Genomic DNA, 16186 nt, shown 5'->3' on the forward strand with positions numbered 1-16186 from the left:
AAGCCGGCGGGGCTCGAAAGTCAAGCGATCAGCCGCCGCCGGAGTGCCTCGGCGATCGCCTGCGTGCGATTGGCTGCTCCAAGCTTCTTCGTCGCCGATTTGATGTAGCTGTTCACGGTCTCCAACTGATAGCCAGTGGCTTTACCGATGCCTTCACTGGTCAGGCCGAGGCTTGCTTGCGAAAGGCAGGCCATTTCGCCCTTCGACAATCGCATCTGGTCCGCGGCGTAGCGGTCCATGAGGGGCTTGGCGAACGCGTTGTGAACCGCTCCGGAAACAAGCTCGAGAAATGCTATCTCTGCGGATCCGAACGGCGTCGCGCGCGTATAGCCAACCGCGCCATAGATCGTCTCATCCCGCAAGATGGGTACGATGGTGCGATTGTGGACGCCAAACATACGTTGAAGATAAAGCAGGCGCCGCGGCACATCCTGATGTGCGTAGACCTCGCTTTCGATAACGACTGTTTTCGAAGATTTCGACGCCAGAATGAATGGATCGATTTGCGGCAGCTTGTCTGCTATATAGGCCTCAATGAACGCAGGCGGAAGATCGGTATCGATAGAGAAACCCTCGCCGAACCGATAGTGGTCCACGTCAAGTCCGCAAACGAACATGTAGTCGAACGGAACGGCCTTTCTAAGCCTGTCGATCATGTCGTTCTGACCAAAGAAGCGATGTTGCGGAACCGAGCGCAGATCGATGTAGTCGTCCAGGGCGTCAGGCAAAAGGACTGACAGAGCGCTGACCGGCATGGGAGGAGACTCAGTTTCGGTTCCTCCAAATATGGGCCCCGAGAGTTAACCGAACCTTAACGGGTTGATCCAGATCAATCTACCCGCTCGGGCAATCGAGAGATCTCCTCCTTTCGCAGCAGCTCTTTTTGTCGGGATATGATACAATTCGCAGCAGAGAGCCCAATTTTTTCGTTGGCGTATCGCGCGCCTGTGACCACCACCCTGATTGGGTTGCTTCCGTCTGCTTCGATCGTCATTCCTCGGAGCATCACCTCGCTTCCATGACAGGTCGCGTAAGCGGCAATGGGGGTACGGCACGAGCCGTCTAGGGCACGAAGAAACGCGCGTTCGCATCGGACGGCGTCGGCGGTGGCCGCGTCGTCCAGCGCGGAGACCAGTTCGCCAACGATACGATCGTCCTTGGCGCTTTCGATACAGATCGCACCTTGAGCAGGAGCCGGCGGGAAGGCGCGAGGATCCAACACCTCCGTCGCGACGCGCGCAAGAACCAGCCTGTTCAACCCGGCTTGGGCTAGCAGCGTAGCGTCGACGAACCCGTCCGTCATCTTCTGCAGCCTCGTTCCGACAAGACCTCGAAATGGCACGATGACGAGGTCTGGCCTGTGCATCTTGACGAGCGCCGCTCTTCGCACTGAGGACGTGCCGACAATGGCTCCGGCCGGCAGTTCCCAGAAATGGGCGCCGCTCCGGGACACGAGCGCGTCGCGGATGTCTTCCCTTGGCAAGACCGCGCTGATGTGGAGCCCCTCCGGAAGCACAGTGGCAACGTCCTTGCACGAATGGACTGCGAGATCGAGTTCTCCCGTTAGGAGCCTCTCCTCCAGTTCCTGGGTGAATAGGCCCTTGACACCGAGGTCGGGAAGCGGCCACTCATTGAGTCGATCCCCTTTCGTTGTCAGTCGGACGATCTCGAAGGATTCGATCGACAGTCCGTGACAGGCGGCAAGGCGCGAAGCGACTTCCGTCGCTTGGGCGACTGCCAGCGGACTTGCACGAGTGCCGATCCTGATGCGTCTCCCGAATTTCTCCTTGATCATCAGGCGGCGTCCCGTTCGTCTCGGTGCGAGTCCGGCGCGTCAAACTGGAGTTCGGCAAGTTTTGCGTATACGCCACCCTTGCGGACCAGCGAAGCGTGAGTTCCTTCCTCGACGATCCGGCCGCCGTCCATGACCAAGATCCGATCTGCCTTGAGCACCGTAGCGAGTCGATGTGCTATGACGATCGTGGTTCGATCTTTCATAAGTTCTTCGAGTCCCTTCTGCACCAACATCTCGCTTTCGGCGTCCAGCGACGACGTCGCTTCGTCGAGAAGAAGAACGGGGGCGTCCTTCAAGACCGCCCTGGCAATTGCGATCCGTTGGCGCTGCCCTCCTGAAAGCGTGAGGCCCCGCTCGCCTACGACCGTATCGTAAGAATGAGGAAGGACGGATATGAAGTCGTGCGCCTGGGCCCGCTGCGCCGCGGATTCGATCTCGGCGTCGCTCGCGCCCGTTTTTCCCAAAGCGATGTTGTCCCTGACGGAGGAGGCGAAGATAGTGACGTCCTGAGGAACGATAGCGATTTGTTGTCGGACCTCCTCCGCGGACAAGGAGGTAACATCGTACCCATCGATCGAGATCTGCCCTTCGTTTGTTCCATAAAAACCGAGCAAGAGCGAGAAGAGTGTGCTCTTCCCCGAGCCTGATGCACCGACAACCGCAACGGTCTCGCCCGGCGCAACCCGCATCGACAATCCCTGGAGCACTTCACGGTCGGGCATGCCGGGATAGGCGAACGTGACATCGCGGAATTCGACGCCGCCGGCTACCGGGGTTCGCAGCGGGACCGTCGCGCCCGGCTCTGGGCGTCCTTCTTCTTCACCCAACAGCTCGAAAAGCCTCCCTGCGGCGCCTGCTGCCTGTGCTAGTTCACCCCAGACTTCGGACAGCGATCCGAGAGAGCCCGCAGCTATGACTGCGTAAAGAAGGAACTGACTGAGGTTTCCGGCGGTCATTGATCCTGACAGCAGGCCACGCGCGCCGATCCACAGAACCCCGACGACGCTGGCGAAGATCAGAGCGATCGCGAAGGCGGTCAGGTAAGCCCTAGATCGAGCCGCGCTCACCGAGCTCGCGTAGGAAGTCTCGACGTCCTTGATGTATTTCTGCTCGGCAGATTCTTCGCCGTTGAACGCCTGTATTGTTCTGCTCCCAGCAATGACCTCGCTCGCGAACGCAGACGCCTGCGCCAGTGCATCCTGCGCGGCTCGCGAGCGGCGTCGAACCGAGCGGCCAAAAACTACTAGCGGAACGACGATCAACGGAATGGCGCCGATGGTGATCGACGACAAGCTGGGACTGGTCATGAACATCATCGCCAGCGAGCCCGCGCAAAGAATGGAGTTGCGTAGCGCAACTGAGGCGGCCAAGCTGACAGCCGACTTGATCTGGGCGGTGTCGGCGGTCAGGCGCGAACTGATCTCGCCGGACCGATTAGCGTCGAAAAAAGACGCAGGGAGTCGCACGACCTTTTTGAAAACCTGGAGCCGAAGGTCACTGACAAGGCGTTCTCCAAGCGCGGCGACGAAGTAATATCGACACGCGCTAGCGACCGCGAGCGCTATGGCAAGAGCAACAAGCATTACGAAGTAGCGGTCTACGAACGCCCCATCGGTACGGGTGAACCCCTGGTCTATCAAACGGCGGACTGCAGTTGGTAACGCCAGGGAGATCAGTGCCGCGGCTGTCAGGGAGACCAGGCTCCCGGCAACAAGCCATTGATGCGTTCGTAAGAAAGGAGCGAGTCTTCTCAAACCGCCAAGTGATCTACGTCCACCGCCCCTACTCCCCATTGAACTGTTGGCAGTGGAATCCGCCGCAGGGGATTGCGCTTCGGCGACGCGGTCGTGCTGGGCAATCATCATTGCCTTGAACTCCAAGTTTCGTTGAGTTCGTTTTTCACGTCGAATCCACGTCGCGTCTTTGATCGCGATCAATAACCAGCATCCTTTATTGACCCAGTGAATCTGTGGGCAAGCCTCACCTGCGACGCTAAAGGTCGGCCGGTCTCAGCGGAAGCCAGACTGTGGGACGCGTCTCAATAGACAATCAGGCGTCGGCGTCAACCGTCGCAAACCTGAGCCAACCTATGCGGGCGAAGATCCTCGGAGAACTGCCAGACAATGGATCAACTCCGCAGCGAAGGCCCTCCCACGCGAAGCATCCAAGTCCTGCTTGGCTTGGCTTCCGAGATTTAGATAGTAGTCCACCAGCATTTCGCCCAGCGCGAGGGGAGACCCAAGCGCGGATCGCGGAAAGCTTGCTGGGGACGCAGGCCCCTCAAGTGGAGTCTCTACTAGAGAAGCCTGCCGCAATTCCGACTGCCGTGAGAAAGATCGCAACGCCGTTTCCTTGCCAGCGTCGGTTTCGGATGCTGCCAGCGTATCAAGATGGTGCTTCAGTTTGCGCTCGAGGTCGGGCAGACTGTCTATCGTGACGTCGATGTTCAGGCTGCGCTCCGTGTGGAATGCTCGCCTGCGTTCTCGTCGCAGCGTTGCGACATGTCCTAGCTCTTCTCGCGCCATCCGCTCGGCTGCTTCCCGTATTTCTTCAGAGTGCGCGTGTGCTGAGACGTAGGTCCAGAACACGAAGGCGCGCTCCTCATTCCGCACCGCCATTGAAAAGGCCCGATAGGCGCTCAGAAGATCAGGAGAGACGATCCCGACGCCTTCGTCCTCAAACACCTCGTTTGGACTTTCCGGTGCTTGGCTTGGAGTCGAGACACCCAGCCCCAGTCTCCACTCGTCGACCTTGCTGAGGTGACCCTGCTCCTCTGCGACCAGAGTGTCAAAAACGCGTGCCAGATCTGGTCGCTCCAGCGATTCCATCCTCCGGGATAAATCCAGGTAGCCGTCAATCGCCTCCTGCTCCATTCGAGCCGCGAGCGCCAACAGTTCGGCGAGAGAGGCCAGTTTCCAAGGCTCGCGAGTGGTTGACATGTCCATTCCCTTTCTTCTCGGCAAGCCTGCGGCTTTCGCGGTTGCTGTTTGGCGCTTTGAGCCTGCGCATTTCACCGGAAAATCATCACTCTTGGTTGATCTTGATCAAATAACACATGGTTTTTCTCCGTATATGTTCCCACCGCGAACGCACCGAAGGGCTGAAGGACGCGATGATAACAATACAAAAAGGCGCAGACATTGGCCGCATAGCTATGTTCTTCATAGCGGCAATCGGTCTTCTCGCAGCTTTCGCGGCGCCTGCAATGTCGGCGGGCCAGCTACCGTCATATCTGGAGAAGATTCAACCAAGCGACCTGTTTCAGGGTGCTGATCGGTTCGGCAACCCAGAAGGCGAGCCTCCGATCGCGCCAGTGTACCGCGGCCCTGACGTGCTTGGTTATGCCTATCTAAATTCGGACTTCACCAATTCCACGGGCTATTCTGGCAAGCCTATCCATATCGCCGTGGGGATCGACACAGCAGGCGTTGTGCGAGGGATCAAGCTGATCGATCACCATGAACCGATCGTGCTCATCGGCATTCCCCAGGCCAAGGTGGTTGCAGCACTAAATTCCATCATCGGAAAAAATCTCGGCCGCGTAGCTGCCGGCGAAGAGCGGCCGCCGCAGGTCGAGATCGTAAGCGGCGCAACCGTGACAGTCCTCGTCATGGGCGACAGCGTCATCCGCTCCGCGGTCAAGCTTATTCGCAGTGGCAGACTTAATCCCGCCGACGCCGGAGGCGTCCAAAAACAAGCAGACGTGAAGACGCTGGATCTGACGAAGACGGACGTCAGCGACTGGCAGACGCTCTTAGGTGACGGGTCTGTGCGAAGCCTTCGGTTAACTGTTGGCGAGGTCTCCAAGGCCTTCAATGATGCCGGCCAGCCCGACGCAGCATCGCATCCGGAAACGACGACACCGGACGACCGCTTCATTGATCTTTACGTGGCGCCGGTGAACGTTCCGTCGATTGGGAAAACCCTTCTGGGCGATGCAGCATATGCCAGGCTTCAGAGCCGTTTGCAGCCTGGCCAGTCTGCGATCCTGGTCGCTGGCGACGGCGCGTATTCCTTCAAAGGTTCAGGTTACGTCCGCGGCGGCATATTCGATCGAATCGAGCTCTTACAGGACGGACAGGGGCTCCGATTCCGCGATCGCTACCACACTCGTATCGCAGCTCTCGCACCGGTTGACGCGCCTTCGTTGAAGGAGATCGCACTGTTTGTCGTTGCGCCCGAATATACATTCGACGTGACTGAGCCTTGGGAACTCCAGCTTCTGGCACAGCGAAGCAGCACCGGTGCGCGCGACAAAGCAGTCATTCCCTTCAATCTTGGATATGCGTTGCCATCGAAGTACGTCACGGTGACTAGGGCGGCCGCTCCGGCTCCGGCGATCGTCCCCCTGGCGGATACAACAACGCAGGCGTCAGACGAACAGCCGCTTTGGATCAGTATCTGGAATCTGAACCGCGTCAATATCGGGATCACCGGCACCGCCCTTCTCGTCCTGACCGCAATCTTTTTCTTCCAGGACTGGCTAGTCAAACGTCCAGTTTTGTTTGCGTGGGTGAGGAACAGCTATCTTGTCTTCACGCTCGTTTGGCTTGGCTGGTATGCGAACGCCCAACTATCCGTAGTCAATGTTCTGACCTTCACCAACGCGCTGATCACGAACTTCAGTTGGGAGTTCTTTTTGGCGGCGCCGCTGATCTTCATTCTGTGGGCGTCGGTCGCGGCCGGCCTGCTGTTCTGGGGGCGTGGTCCTTTCTGCGGGTGGCTCTGCCCCTTCGGTGCGTTGCAGGAATTGCTCAGCAGCATCGCAAAGCGCCTGAAGGTGCCTCAGGTCAAGCTTCCCTGGGGGCTGCACGAACGGCTCTGGCCTATCAAGTACATCATCTTTCTTGGACTGTTCGGACTGTCCTTCTACTCGATCTCGTACGCCGAGATGGCAGCGGAAGTCGAACCGTTCAAGACAGCAATCATCTTGAAATTCGTCCGCGATTGGCCGTTCGTCGTCTTCGCCGGCGCCCTGCTCATCGCAAGCCTGTTCATCGAGCGCTTCTATTGCCGGTACCTTTGTCCGCTCGGCGCTGCGCTTGCCATTCCCGGACGAATTCGAATGTTCGAGTGGCTGAAGCGATATCCGGAATGCGGTTCTCCGTGCCAGCGCTGCGCGAAGGAGTGTCCCGTGCAGTCCATTCATCCCGAAGGGCAAATCAATGTCAACGAGTGCATCTACTGCATGCATTGCCAGGAACTTTATCATGATGACCACCGCTGCCCGCACATGATTCAGGTACGGCTGAAGCGCGAGAAATTCATGGCGCTCTCCACACCGGAGTCGCGCGGCGAGAAACCACCGAAAACCGTCGTCACCCACAACGGGAAACCCATCGAAAGAGCTTAAATCGGCGCGCGGCGTTCCAGTCGCGGCCACAACTGAGGAAGTGAAACATGTCAACGGAAGACACGCAGCCACGTTTCAACAGACGTCAGCTTCTCGGGACCACGGCACTTGCTGCGGCCGCCGGAGCTGCAGCAGCAGGCGGTGCCCTTAACTTCTCTGGCGCGCTCGCCACGCAGGCAATGGCCGCGGAAGGACGCAAGCAGACCTGGGAAGTCAAGCCGGGAGAACTCGACGAGTACTACACATTCTTCTCTAGCGGCCAGTCTGGAGAAATCCGGATAGTTGGCGTGCCTTCGATGCGCGAAATCATGCGCATTCCGGTGTTCAACCGCTGCAGCGCAACCGGTTGGGGACTGACCAACGAGAGCCGCAAAATCTTGACCGAAGGGCTGCTTCCCAGGACGGTCGAATTCCTCAAGGACCAAGGCGGCGTCTACCACAACGGAGACCTTCACCACCCTCACCCGTCCCAGACGGACGGCACCTACGATGGGCGTTATCTCTACGCCAACGACAAGGCCAACACTCGCGTCTGCCGCATTCGTCTGGATGTGATGAAGTGCGACAAGATCATCGAGCTGCCGAACCAGCACACGGTTCATGGTCTTCGTGTCCAGAAGTACCCGAAGACCGGTTATGTCTTCTGCAACGGTGAAGACGGCGTTCCGATCCCGAACGATGGCAAAATCCTGGACGATCCGAAGGCCTATCAGGCCGTGTTCACCGCGGTCGATGGCGAAACAATGAAGGTCGCATGGCAGGTCATCGTCGATGGCAACCTTGATAACGTCGATGCCGACTATCAGGGCAAGTATTGCTACTCCACCTGCTACAATTCCGAGAACGGTGTGAACCTCGAGCAAATGATGGCGAAGGACCAAGACTGGGTGGTCGTCTTCAACATCAAGCGCATTGAGGAAGCCGTCAAGAACGGAGACTTCAAGGAGATCGGCGGCGTCCCTGTCATCGACGGACGACATGGTTCGAAATACACCCGTTATATTCCGGTCTCGAACGGGCCCCATGGCATGAACACGGCGCCTGACGGGATCCATGCCGTGGCTGCAGGCAAGCTGTCCCCAACCGTAACCGTCTTTGACGTGCGCAAGTTCGACGATCTTTTCGACGACAAGATCAAGCCGCGAGATACCGTGGTCGCGGAACCGGAACTCGGTCTCGGTCCGTTGCACACGGCCTATGACGGACGTGGTAACGCTTATACCACGCTCTTCATCGACAGCCAGATCTGCAAATGGAACATCGAAGACGCCAAGCGTGCCTTCAAGGGCGAGAAGGTCAATCCGATCCGGCAGAAGCTCGACGTCCATTACCAGCCGGGCCACAACCACAGCTCGATGGGCCAGACCAAGGAAGCTGACGGCAAGTGGCTCATTTCGCTGAACAAGTTCTCGAAGGACCGGTATCTCAACGCAGGGCCGCTGAAGCCCGAAAGCGACCAGCTCATCGACATCTCCGGGGACGAGATGGTACTTGTACATGACAACCCAACCTTCGCAGAACCGCATGATGCGACGATCGTTCACGCATCGAAAATCAACCCGGTCAGCATCTGGAGCCGCGATGATGCCTTCTTTGCCGACGCGGTGGCGCAAGCGAAGAAAGACAACATCGACCTCATGACGGATTCTCAAGTGGTCCGGGATGGCGACAAGGTGAGAGTCTACATGACGTCGTCGGCGCCCGCCTTCGGCCTGGAATCGTTCACCGTCAAGGAAGGAGACGAGGTCACCGTCTATGTTACGAACATTGACGAAGTCGAGGACCTGACGCACGGCTTCGCGATCGTCAACTACGGGATCAACATGGAGGTCGCTCCGCAAGCGACTGCCTCGGTCACCTTCAAAGCAAGCAAGCCAGGCGTCTACTGGTATTATTGCTCGTGGTTCTGCCATGCGATGCACATGGAAATGAAGGGCCGTATGTTGGTCGAACCGAAGTCGATCTGATGGGCCAAGCAAAGACACTCACGATGGCGGCCCTCTGGGCCGCCATCGCTGCCACCGCCTCGGCCGCGGATCGCTTTGTGTCGCCGTCGGACGGTCCGAGTCTAGTCGAGGCCGTCGCGCGGGCCGCGTCGGGAGATACGATCACCCTCCGATCGGGTAGCTACGAAGGGCCTCTGACTCTTAGCAAGCCGGTGGTCCTTCAAGGATCCCCAGGCGCGGTCGTGGTCGGGAATGGCAGAGGAACGGTCGTAACAATAAATGCTGCGGACGTCACCGTGCGCGGTCTTGAGATCAGAGGATCCGGCTCGAACCTGGAAACGATGGACTCTGGCGTCTTTGCGACCGAGGCTGCTACCGGTGCTGTCATTGAAAAGAACCTGATCTCAGAGAATCTTTATGGGATTTACATTCATGGTGCGAAGGATTCCGTCACCCGCGGAAATCGGATCGTCGGGATCAAGGAAGGCCGGCTCAGCGAGTCTGGAAACGGCGTAACGGTCTGGAACGCTCCTGGCGCGAAAGTTGTTGAGAACGACATCAGTTTTGGGCGCGACGGAATCGCGACAAACGCCAGCAAGCGCAATGTCTTTAGCAAGAATAACTTTCACGACCTACGTTTTGCAATTCACTACATGTACACCAACGACAGCGAGATCAGTGGCAACGTTTCGACGGGCAACACTGTCGGCTATGCGATCATGTTTTCGAACCGCCTTAAGATCATCGACAACGTCTCCGACGGTGATCGCGATCACGGGATCCTGCTGAATTCAGCCAACAGTTCCTTGGTAGAAGGCAATGTCGTGCGCGGACGGTCACAGGCCGAAAGCCGTTGGGCGTCTGCAGGCGCACGGGCGTCTGCGGACGAGATACCTGCGGACGCGGCGAGCCCCATTGCCGCGGGAGACATCTCGGGGTTCCGCCTTGGTCCTGAAAAATGCGTATTCATCTACAATGCGAACAAAAACAAGCTCATCGACAACGAGTTCAATGGCTGCGCGATCGGCATCCACTTCACGGCCGGTTCGGAGGGAAACACGATGAGTGGTAACTCCTTCATAAACAATCGCAATCAGGTGAAGTATGTCGGAACACGCTACCTCGATTGGTCGGCCAACGGTCGCGGCAATTACTGGAGCGACAACCCCGCGTTCGACCTCAACGGCGACGGCATTGGTGACAATCCCTACCGCCCCAACGACGTGATGGACAAGGTTCTGTGGACATCGCCGCAGGCCAAGCTTCTCGCGACCAGCCCTGCCGTCCAACTGATCCGGTGGGCGCAAGCTCAGTTCCCGGCCTTGCTTCCTGGCGGCGTAATAGACAACCACCCCTTGATGGTGCCTCCCGCGCCCTCTGGAGCTGTAAAATGATAGAGCCGACCGTCGTCGTATCCAAAATCGCCAAGCACTACGGAAAAGTGCAGGCAGTAAGAGATGTTTCTTTTGCGCTTAACGAGGGCGAGATGGTGGCGCTCGTAGGCCATAATGGGGCTGGAAAAACCACCTTGATCAAATTGATGCTCGGCCTCATTCGCCCCTCAAGCGGGAGTATCAGGGTGATGGGCGAAGATCCAGCGTCCGGCGCTGTTGCTGTGCGTCAGAGACTTGGGTACCTTCCAGAGAGCGTCGCATTCCATAACGCGTTGACTGGTCGGGAGACTCTCGCATTCTATGCGAGGCTGAAGCAGGTGCAGGGATCCGATCCCATAGGTCTGCTGGAGCGCGTCGGGCTTGGTGCGGAGGCAGCGGCCCGGCCGGTCCGCACGTACTCGAAAGGGATGCGCCAAAGGCTGGGCCTGGCGCAAGCCCTCCTGGGCGAGCCTCGCCTTCTGCTCCTGGACGAACCGACGAGCGGCCTCGACCCGGCATCGCGTCGTAGGTTCTACGATCTGTTGGGGGAACTGAAATCGAAAGGTGCGGCCATCCTTCTCTCCTCGCACGCGCTTACAGAGCTGGAGGATCGCGCGGATCGGTTGCTAATCGTCAACGAGGGCGTGGCCGTTGCAGATGGAACCATGGACGATCTTCGAGGACTGGCGCGTTTGCCGACGCACGTGCGCGTCACGCTTGCAAACAGTCGGGCTGTCGAAAGACTGAAGAGCGAGAGTTTCGGCTGGAAAGAAACGGTGCCGGGCACGGTTGAGGCCATGGTGAGCAACGAAGAAAAGATTGAGCTTCTCCGTCACGTAACCGTCGTCCCCGGCGACGTCGCGGCACTCCACATAATCGAGCCCACATTGGATGACCTCTATGCTCATTTCCTGAGCGCTGGAAAGAGAGCGGCATGAGAAACGTCCTGATTATAGCATCAAAGGAAATCCGCGAGGGGCTGCGCAACAGATGGGTGCTTGCGACAACGCTTCTTCTCGGCGCACTCGCGTTGACGCTTTCTCTGCTTGGAAGCGCTCCGACCGGGAATGTTGGTAGCGGCCGGCTCGACGTCGTCATCGTAAGCCTTTCCAGCCTCACGATCTTCCTCGTGCCACTGATCGCGCTCTTGCTTTCCCATGACGCCATAGTCGGCGAGATGGAAAGAGGCACCATGCTGTTGCTCTTGAGCTACCCCGTTGGACGAAACCAGGTCCTGTTGGGGAAATTTGTCGGCCACATCGCGATTCTCGCATTCGCAACACTGATCGGCTACGGCGCGACCGCGGTCATGCTTGTCGCGACAGGAAACACTATCGATGCCGCAAGCTGGTATGCCTTCATGGTTCTGCTCGGATCGTCGATACTCTTGGGTGGCGTATTCATTGCGGTCGGATATCTCATCAGCGGTCTGGTCAGCGAGCGAAGCACTGCAGGCGGGGTAGCCATTGGCGTTTGGCTGCTCTTTGTCGTGATCTACGACATGGCGTTGCTTGGGGCATTGGTGGCCGCCGGAGGACATGCCCTACCAGCGGGCGTGCTCGACGCTCTGCTACTCATTAACCCCACGGACGCCTACCGGATGCTCAACCTCGGATCGGGAGGCGCCCGAGCACTGTCGGGCATGGGTGGCGTAGCCGAATACTCGGCACTTGGACCGACTATCTTGGTAGCAGCGCTTGCGGCGTGGACCGCCGGTCCTCTGGCACTGGCTTCCCTGACGTTTTCTAGGAGAGAGCTATGAAAAACCTGATCACGATCATGATCTTCCTTTCGTCGCTGTTTCTGAGCGGTTGCGAAGAAAAGAAGGAATCGCCACCGCCGGCTCCCTTCGCACTGACGAAGGATGCAATAGGCAGGTACTGCGGAATGAACGTCCTCGAGCACGCGGGACCGAAGGGTCAAGTCATCCTGGACGCCAAGGTAGGAGAGCCCATCTGGTTTTCTTCGGCACGTGACGCTCTTGCGTTCACAATGCTTCCTGAAGAGCCGAAGGATTTTGTCGCCATCTACGTCTCCGACATGGGCAAGGCGCCGAGTTGGGAAAGACCGGGCGCCGAGAACTGGGTGGACGCTCGAAAGGCGTTTTACGTGATTGGCAGCTCTCGCCGTGGAGGAATGGGAACAGAGGAGACGGTGCCGTTTTCGTCAGAAGACGCTGCTATCGAATTCGCAGGAAAAAATGGTGGTCAGGTGGTGACGTTCGACGACGTTCCTCGCGACTACGTACTTGGAAGCGGATCCGACGGAGGCGATCAGACGCCGAGCGACTCATCCGTAAAATCGGAGGCACATGACCATGGTTAGGATGTTCAGCCGACGTCGAGCTATTTTTATCTTCGCCGCGGTGGCCGGCCTGCCTCTTCTAAGAGATACGGAAGCAGCCGCGCTTCCAACGACGTGGGAAGGCCAAGCTCTCGGCGCGCCGGCGCGGCTTCTTCTGAACCATCCGGATCCTGCGGCCGCCTCACGCCTGATCGAGCTTGTCGTGGCGGAAGTCGCCCGACTCGAGAAGGTCTTCAGCCTCAGCCGTACCGACTCGGCGCTTTCAGAATTGAATAGGGTCGGTGTCCTTGCCGCTCCCCCACTGGACCTTATAACTTTGCTTCAAAGCAGTCGCAGCATTTGGGAGAAGACCGGCGGCGCGTTCGACCCCACTGTGCAACCGATTTGGCGGTTATATTACAATCATTTCTCCTCTCAGAACGCCGATCCCTCGGGTCCAAATATAGCCGAAATCGCAAAGGCTCTTTCGACTGTCGGTTTCGATCGGCTCAAGTTCAATCGGGATCGTGTCGTTTTAGGCTCTTCCGCGGGGTTGACGTTCAACGGCATCGCGCAGGGGTATATCACCGACCGGATCGTTGACCTGCTACGCAATGCTGGCGTCACTAGCTGCCTTGTCGATATGGGCGAGGATCGGGCTATCGGAAGCCGTGCCGACGGGACTGCTTGGCAGGTCGGTCTTGCGGAAAGCGAAAACGACGAACACCCAGACCAGGTTCTCCACATAATCGATAAGGCCGTTGCTACCTCAAGCAGCAGCGGATTTGAGTTCGATGAGGCAGGCCATTTCGGCCACATTATTGACCCCCGGAACGGTTTCACGCCGCGCCTTTACCGGCGCGTGTCCGTGGTGGCAGACGACGCGACCCGCGCCGACGCCTTAGCGACCTCGTTCTGCCTTATGCCGGAGAGAGCGATCCGGGCGATCGCCGGAGAAGAGCCCGATCTTATGGTCGATCTTGTAAGTGATACAGGCGTTCATGCGCGGTTCGGACACTCTGCCTGACCTAGTCCGCATCCCACCATTTGGTGCGGCACCTGCAGCCGGATACCCAGTTTCGATCGGCGAGCAAATCGGAAGCCGGTTGTCAATTGATGTCTCGAGGGGACACTACTACGGAGAAGCAAAATGAACTTTCTGAAAACGCTGATTTTAGCAACGCCGATAGCAGCGATCGCCGGTCCGGTTGCTGCTGCAGATTTCGAGGTCCACATGCTGAACAAAGGCGCCGACGGCGTCATGGTGTTCGAACCTCTTCTGACGAAAATACAACCTGGCGACACCGTCACCTTCGTGCCCACCGACAAGGGCCATAACGCCGAAACCGTGAAGGACATGATCCCGAATGGCGCCGAAGCCTTCAAGGGAAAGACAAACGAGACCGTAAAAGAGACGTTCTCTGCACCGGGCGTCTATGTAATCAAGTGCCTGCCCCACTTTTCGATGGGGATGGTTGCTGTCGTTACGGTGGGTAACGCACCTGCCAATCTAGACGCTGTGAAAGCAGGGAAACTCCCCAACAAGGCTCGCGAGCGCGTGGATAAGGCACTCTCGCAGCTTTAACTTTCCGCATGACACCAAGCCTCGGCGGCTCGTGCGAGCGAGGTGTTGGCTGCTAATTCTTTCACGCGATCAATTTCGGACGTTTAGCAGTGGTGCACAATGACGCTGGTTGATTTGGAATTACGAAAAGGCGCGGTGATGACCTCAGATGAATCGGTGGTCTCATCTTGTCCGAAGCGAACGGCGGTTTTCGATGCGACCGCCGCGGCGAACTTAGCCGATGCTACCTCACTTACAATGATATCAGTGGACTCGCGAGGCAACATCAGATTTGTCAATTGCGCAGCGGCGGATCTGTTCGGTTACGAACGCGAGGCTATGATCGGCTGCCCGGTCGAAATGATCATCCCCGAACGCCTTCGTAGCGCGCACGCGCGAGGATTCGCCCGCGCCATGGCTGGCGCAGAGTTGAATCTTGGAGGAAAGGCTGTCGAAGTCTATGCGATCCGCAAAGATGGGAGCGAGTTTCCAATCGAACTCACACTATGCGCCTGGCATGACGGAGTCGAGATGGGCGCCGGTGCCGTCATAAGAGACATCTCCGAGCGCCGCGAGCGTGACAGCAGGCTCATGAGGCTTGCAAATCAGGATACACTCACTGGTCTTCACAACCGCGGACGCTTTGTGGAGTTCCTTAAGGAGGCCGTTCCTCGTCGGCCGTCGATCGTGCTGATGATCGACATCGATGGATTTCAGGATGTCAACGACACCCACGGCCACACGACGGGAGATTCATTACTGCAGTCGATCGCGGTCCGACTCCGTCATCGCCTTCCATCCGCGGCCCAAGTTGCGCGCTTTGGCAATGATGAGTTTGCCGTGTTCGTGCAGAACGCCAGCGAACAGGTGGATCTCGAGGAGTTGGCCGGGACTGTGACGACGGCATTTTCGATGCCCTTCGAAGTGAATGAACAATTGCTGGACGTGAGCGTCAGCGTAGGAGCCGCGATATCTCCCCGTGATGGCGAAGATGCAGACGAGCTTCTCGCTAGTGCTGACCTAGCCCTTACCAAGGCGAAGAGCATAGGCGGTAGATCATTCCAGGTTTACGAACCAGCATTAAGAAGCGAGGCTGGAGCTCGACGCGCCATGAGGGACGAGCTCCGTCTGGCCCTTCGCGCCCGCCAGCTTGCGCTTTACTACCAGCCGCAGGTGAATATGAAAACTGGAACCATCTTCGGAGCCGAGGCCCTAATCCGCTGGCAACACCCTGAACGAGGATTGCTGCTCCCTGGAGCCTTTCTCCCCGCGATAGAGCAAAGCGCGCTTGCACTTGAGATCGGATGGTGGACCCTTGATGAGGCATGCAGGACAGCAGCGCTGTTGAATGTTCTGAGTCCGCACCCGATCAAGATGGGCGTCAACCTCTTTCCTGCGCAGCTCCGCGCCCCGCATCTTTGCCGCAAGGTTTCTGAGGCGCTCGAAAAATATCGCATCGAGGCCAAGTTGCTCGAGATCGAGGTCACGGAAACTATCGCTCTCACCGACGACGACCGGTCTCTTGAGGCCATGAACACGCTACGTGACATCGGCGTTGGTATCGCTTTTGACGACTTCGGCACCGGTTACGCATCTCTCAGCTCACTACAGCGGTATCCACTTACCACGTTAAAGATTGACCGTGGATTTGTTTCCGAGCTGTCGACGAAGCCCCGTGACGCCGCCATCACGCGGGCTATGATTAGAATGAGCCTCGAAATGGGGATCGAGACGATAGCCGAAGGTATCGAGAATTCTGAACAAGAAGCGTTCCTGCTATCGCTCGGCTGCTCCGCGGCACAGGGCTACAAGTACGGGCGACCGATGCCGTATGAGGCACTTGCCAACATTCTTTCGACCCGGTGACAAAGC

Annotated in this window: 13 protein-coding genes; 9 read left to right on the forward strand and 4 right to left on the reverse strand. The window is 58.0% G+C overall.

Annotated features, from left to right (window positions below):
• Nucleotides 1-20: 20 nt before the first annotated feature.
• From QTL94_RS23815 to QTL94_RS23830, 4 genes are all read right to left on the reverse strand, one after another.
• A complete protein-coding gene (locus QTL94_RS23815) occupies nucleotides 21-755 on the reverse strand; it encodes a helix-turn-helix transcriptional regulator (RefSeq protein ID WP_065691396.1) in 735 nt (244 codons plus the stop codon).
• A 74-nt stretch (nucleotides 756-829) separates the two neighbouring features.
• The gene (gene hemC / locus QTL94_RS23820; RefSeq protein WP_065691395.1) at nucleotides 830-1795 is read right to left on the reverse strand and encodes a hydroxymethylbilane synthase; all 966 of its coding nucleotides are present in this window, start codon (nucleotides 1793-1795) and stop codon (nucleotides 830-832) included.
• Nucleotides 1795-3588, reverse strand: a complete 1794-nt coding sequence (locus QTL94_RS23825; RefSeq protein WP_289803277.1) for an ABC transporter transmembrane domain-containing protein — start codon at nucleotides 3586-3588, stop codon at nucleotides 1795-1797. The genes hemC and QTL94_RS23825 overlap by 1 nt, the downstream gene beginning before the upstream one ends.
• Nucleotides 3589-3882: 294 nt before the next feature.
• Entirely contained in the window at nucleotides 3883-4740 is an 858-nt protein-coding gene (locus tag QTL94_RS23830) for a ferritin-like domain-containing protein (RefSeq protein WP_244499473.1), read from the reverse strand.
• A gap of 209 nt (nucleotides 4741-4949) precedes the next feature.
• Between QTL94_RS23830 and QTL94_RS23835 the strand changes: the two genes are divergently transcribed.
• The 9 genes from QTL94_RS23835 (at nucleotide 4950) to QTL94_RS23875 (ending at nucleotide 16180) form a co-directional block, all read left to right on the forward strand.
• Nucleotides 4950-7148 carry a 4Fe-4S binding protein gene (locus QTL94_RS23835; RefSeq protein WP_502944179.1) on the forward strand — a complete coding sequence of 733 codons (2199 nt, stop codon included), beginning with the start codon at nucleotides 4950-4952 and terminating at the stop codon, nucleotides 7146-7148.
• Nucleotides 7149-7195: 47 nt separating this feature from the next.
• Nucleotides 7196-9115: a TAT-dependent nitrous-oxide reductase gene (nosZ, locus tag QTL94_RS23840; protein ID WP_065691394.1), complete on the forward strand. Its 1920-nt coding sequence runs from the start codon at nucleotides 7196-7198 to the stop codon at nucleotides 9113-9115.
• On the forward strand, nucleotides 9115-10488 hold the full coding sequence (locus QTL94_RS23845; protein WP_083199349.1) for a nitrous oxide reductase family maturation protein NosD: 1374 nt from the start codon (nucleotides 9115-9117) through the stop codon (nucleotides 10486-10488). The genes nosZ and QTL94_RS23845 overlap by 1 nt, the downstream gene beginning before the upstream one ends.
• Nucleotides 10485-11405, forward strand: a complete 921-nt coding sequence (locus QTL94_RS23850) for an ABC transporter ATP-binding protein (RefSeq protein WP_065691393.1) — start codon at nucleotides 10485-10487, stop codon at nucleotides 11403-11405. The genes QTL94_RS23845 and QTL94_RS23850 overlap by 4 nt, the downstream gene beginning before the upstream one ends.
• Entirely contained in the window at nucleotides 11402-12229 is an 828-nt protein-coding gene (locus QTL94_RS23855) for an ABC transporter permease subunit (RefSeq protein WP_065691392.1), read from the forward strand. The genes QTL94_RS23850 and QTL94_RS23855 overlap by 4 nt, the downstream gene beginning before the upstream one ends.
• Nucleotides 12226-12792: a nitrous oxide reductase accessory protein NosL gene (locus QTL94_RS23860; protein WP_065691391.1), complete on the forward strand. Its 567-nt coding sequence runs from the start codon at nucleotides 12226-12228 to the stop codon at nucleotides 12790-12792. The genes QTL94_RS23855 and QTL94_RS23860 overlap by 4 nt, the downstream gene beginning before the upstream one ends.
• Complete coding sequence (locus QTL94_RS23865; protein ID WP_244499471.1) at nucleotides 12779-13777, forward strand: FAD:protein FMN transferase; 999 nt, start codon at nucleotides 12779-12781, stop codon at nucleotides 13775-13777. Before QTL94_RS23860 ends, QTL94_RS23865 begins: the two co-directional genes overlap by 14 nt.
• Nucleotides 13778-13900: 123 nt before the next feature.
• Nucleotides 13901-14335, forward strand: a complete 435-nt coding sequence (locus QTL94_RS23870; RefSeq protein ID WP_065691389.1) for a pseudoazurin — start codon at nucleotides 13901-13903, stop codon at nucleotides 14333-14335.
• A gap of 99 nt (nucleotides 14336-14434) precedes the next feature.
• Complete coding sequence (locus tag QTL94_RS23875) at nucleotides 14435-16180, forward strand: putative bifunctional diguanylate cyclase/phosphodiesterase (RefSeq protein WP_065691388.1); 1746 nt, start codon at nucleotides 14435-14437, stop codon at nucleotides 16178-16180.
• The last annotated feature ends 6 nt before the right edge of the window (nucleotides 16181-16186 follow it).

The organism is Rhizobium sp. S96, assembly GCF_030382195.1.
Lineage (GTDB): Bacteria > Pseudomonadota > Alphaproteobacteria > Rhizobiales > Rhizobiaceae > Rhizobium.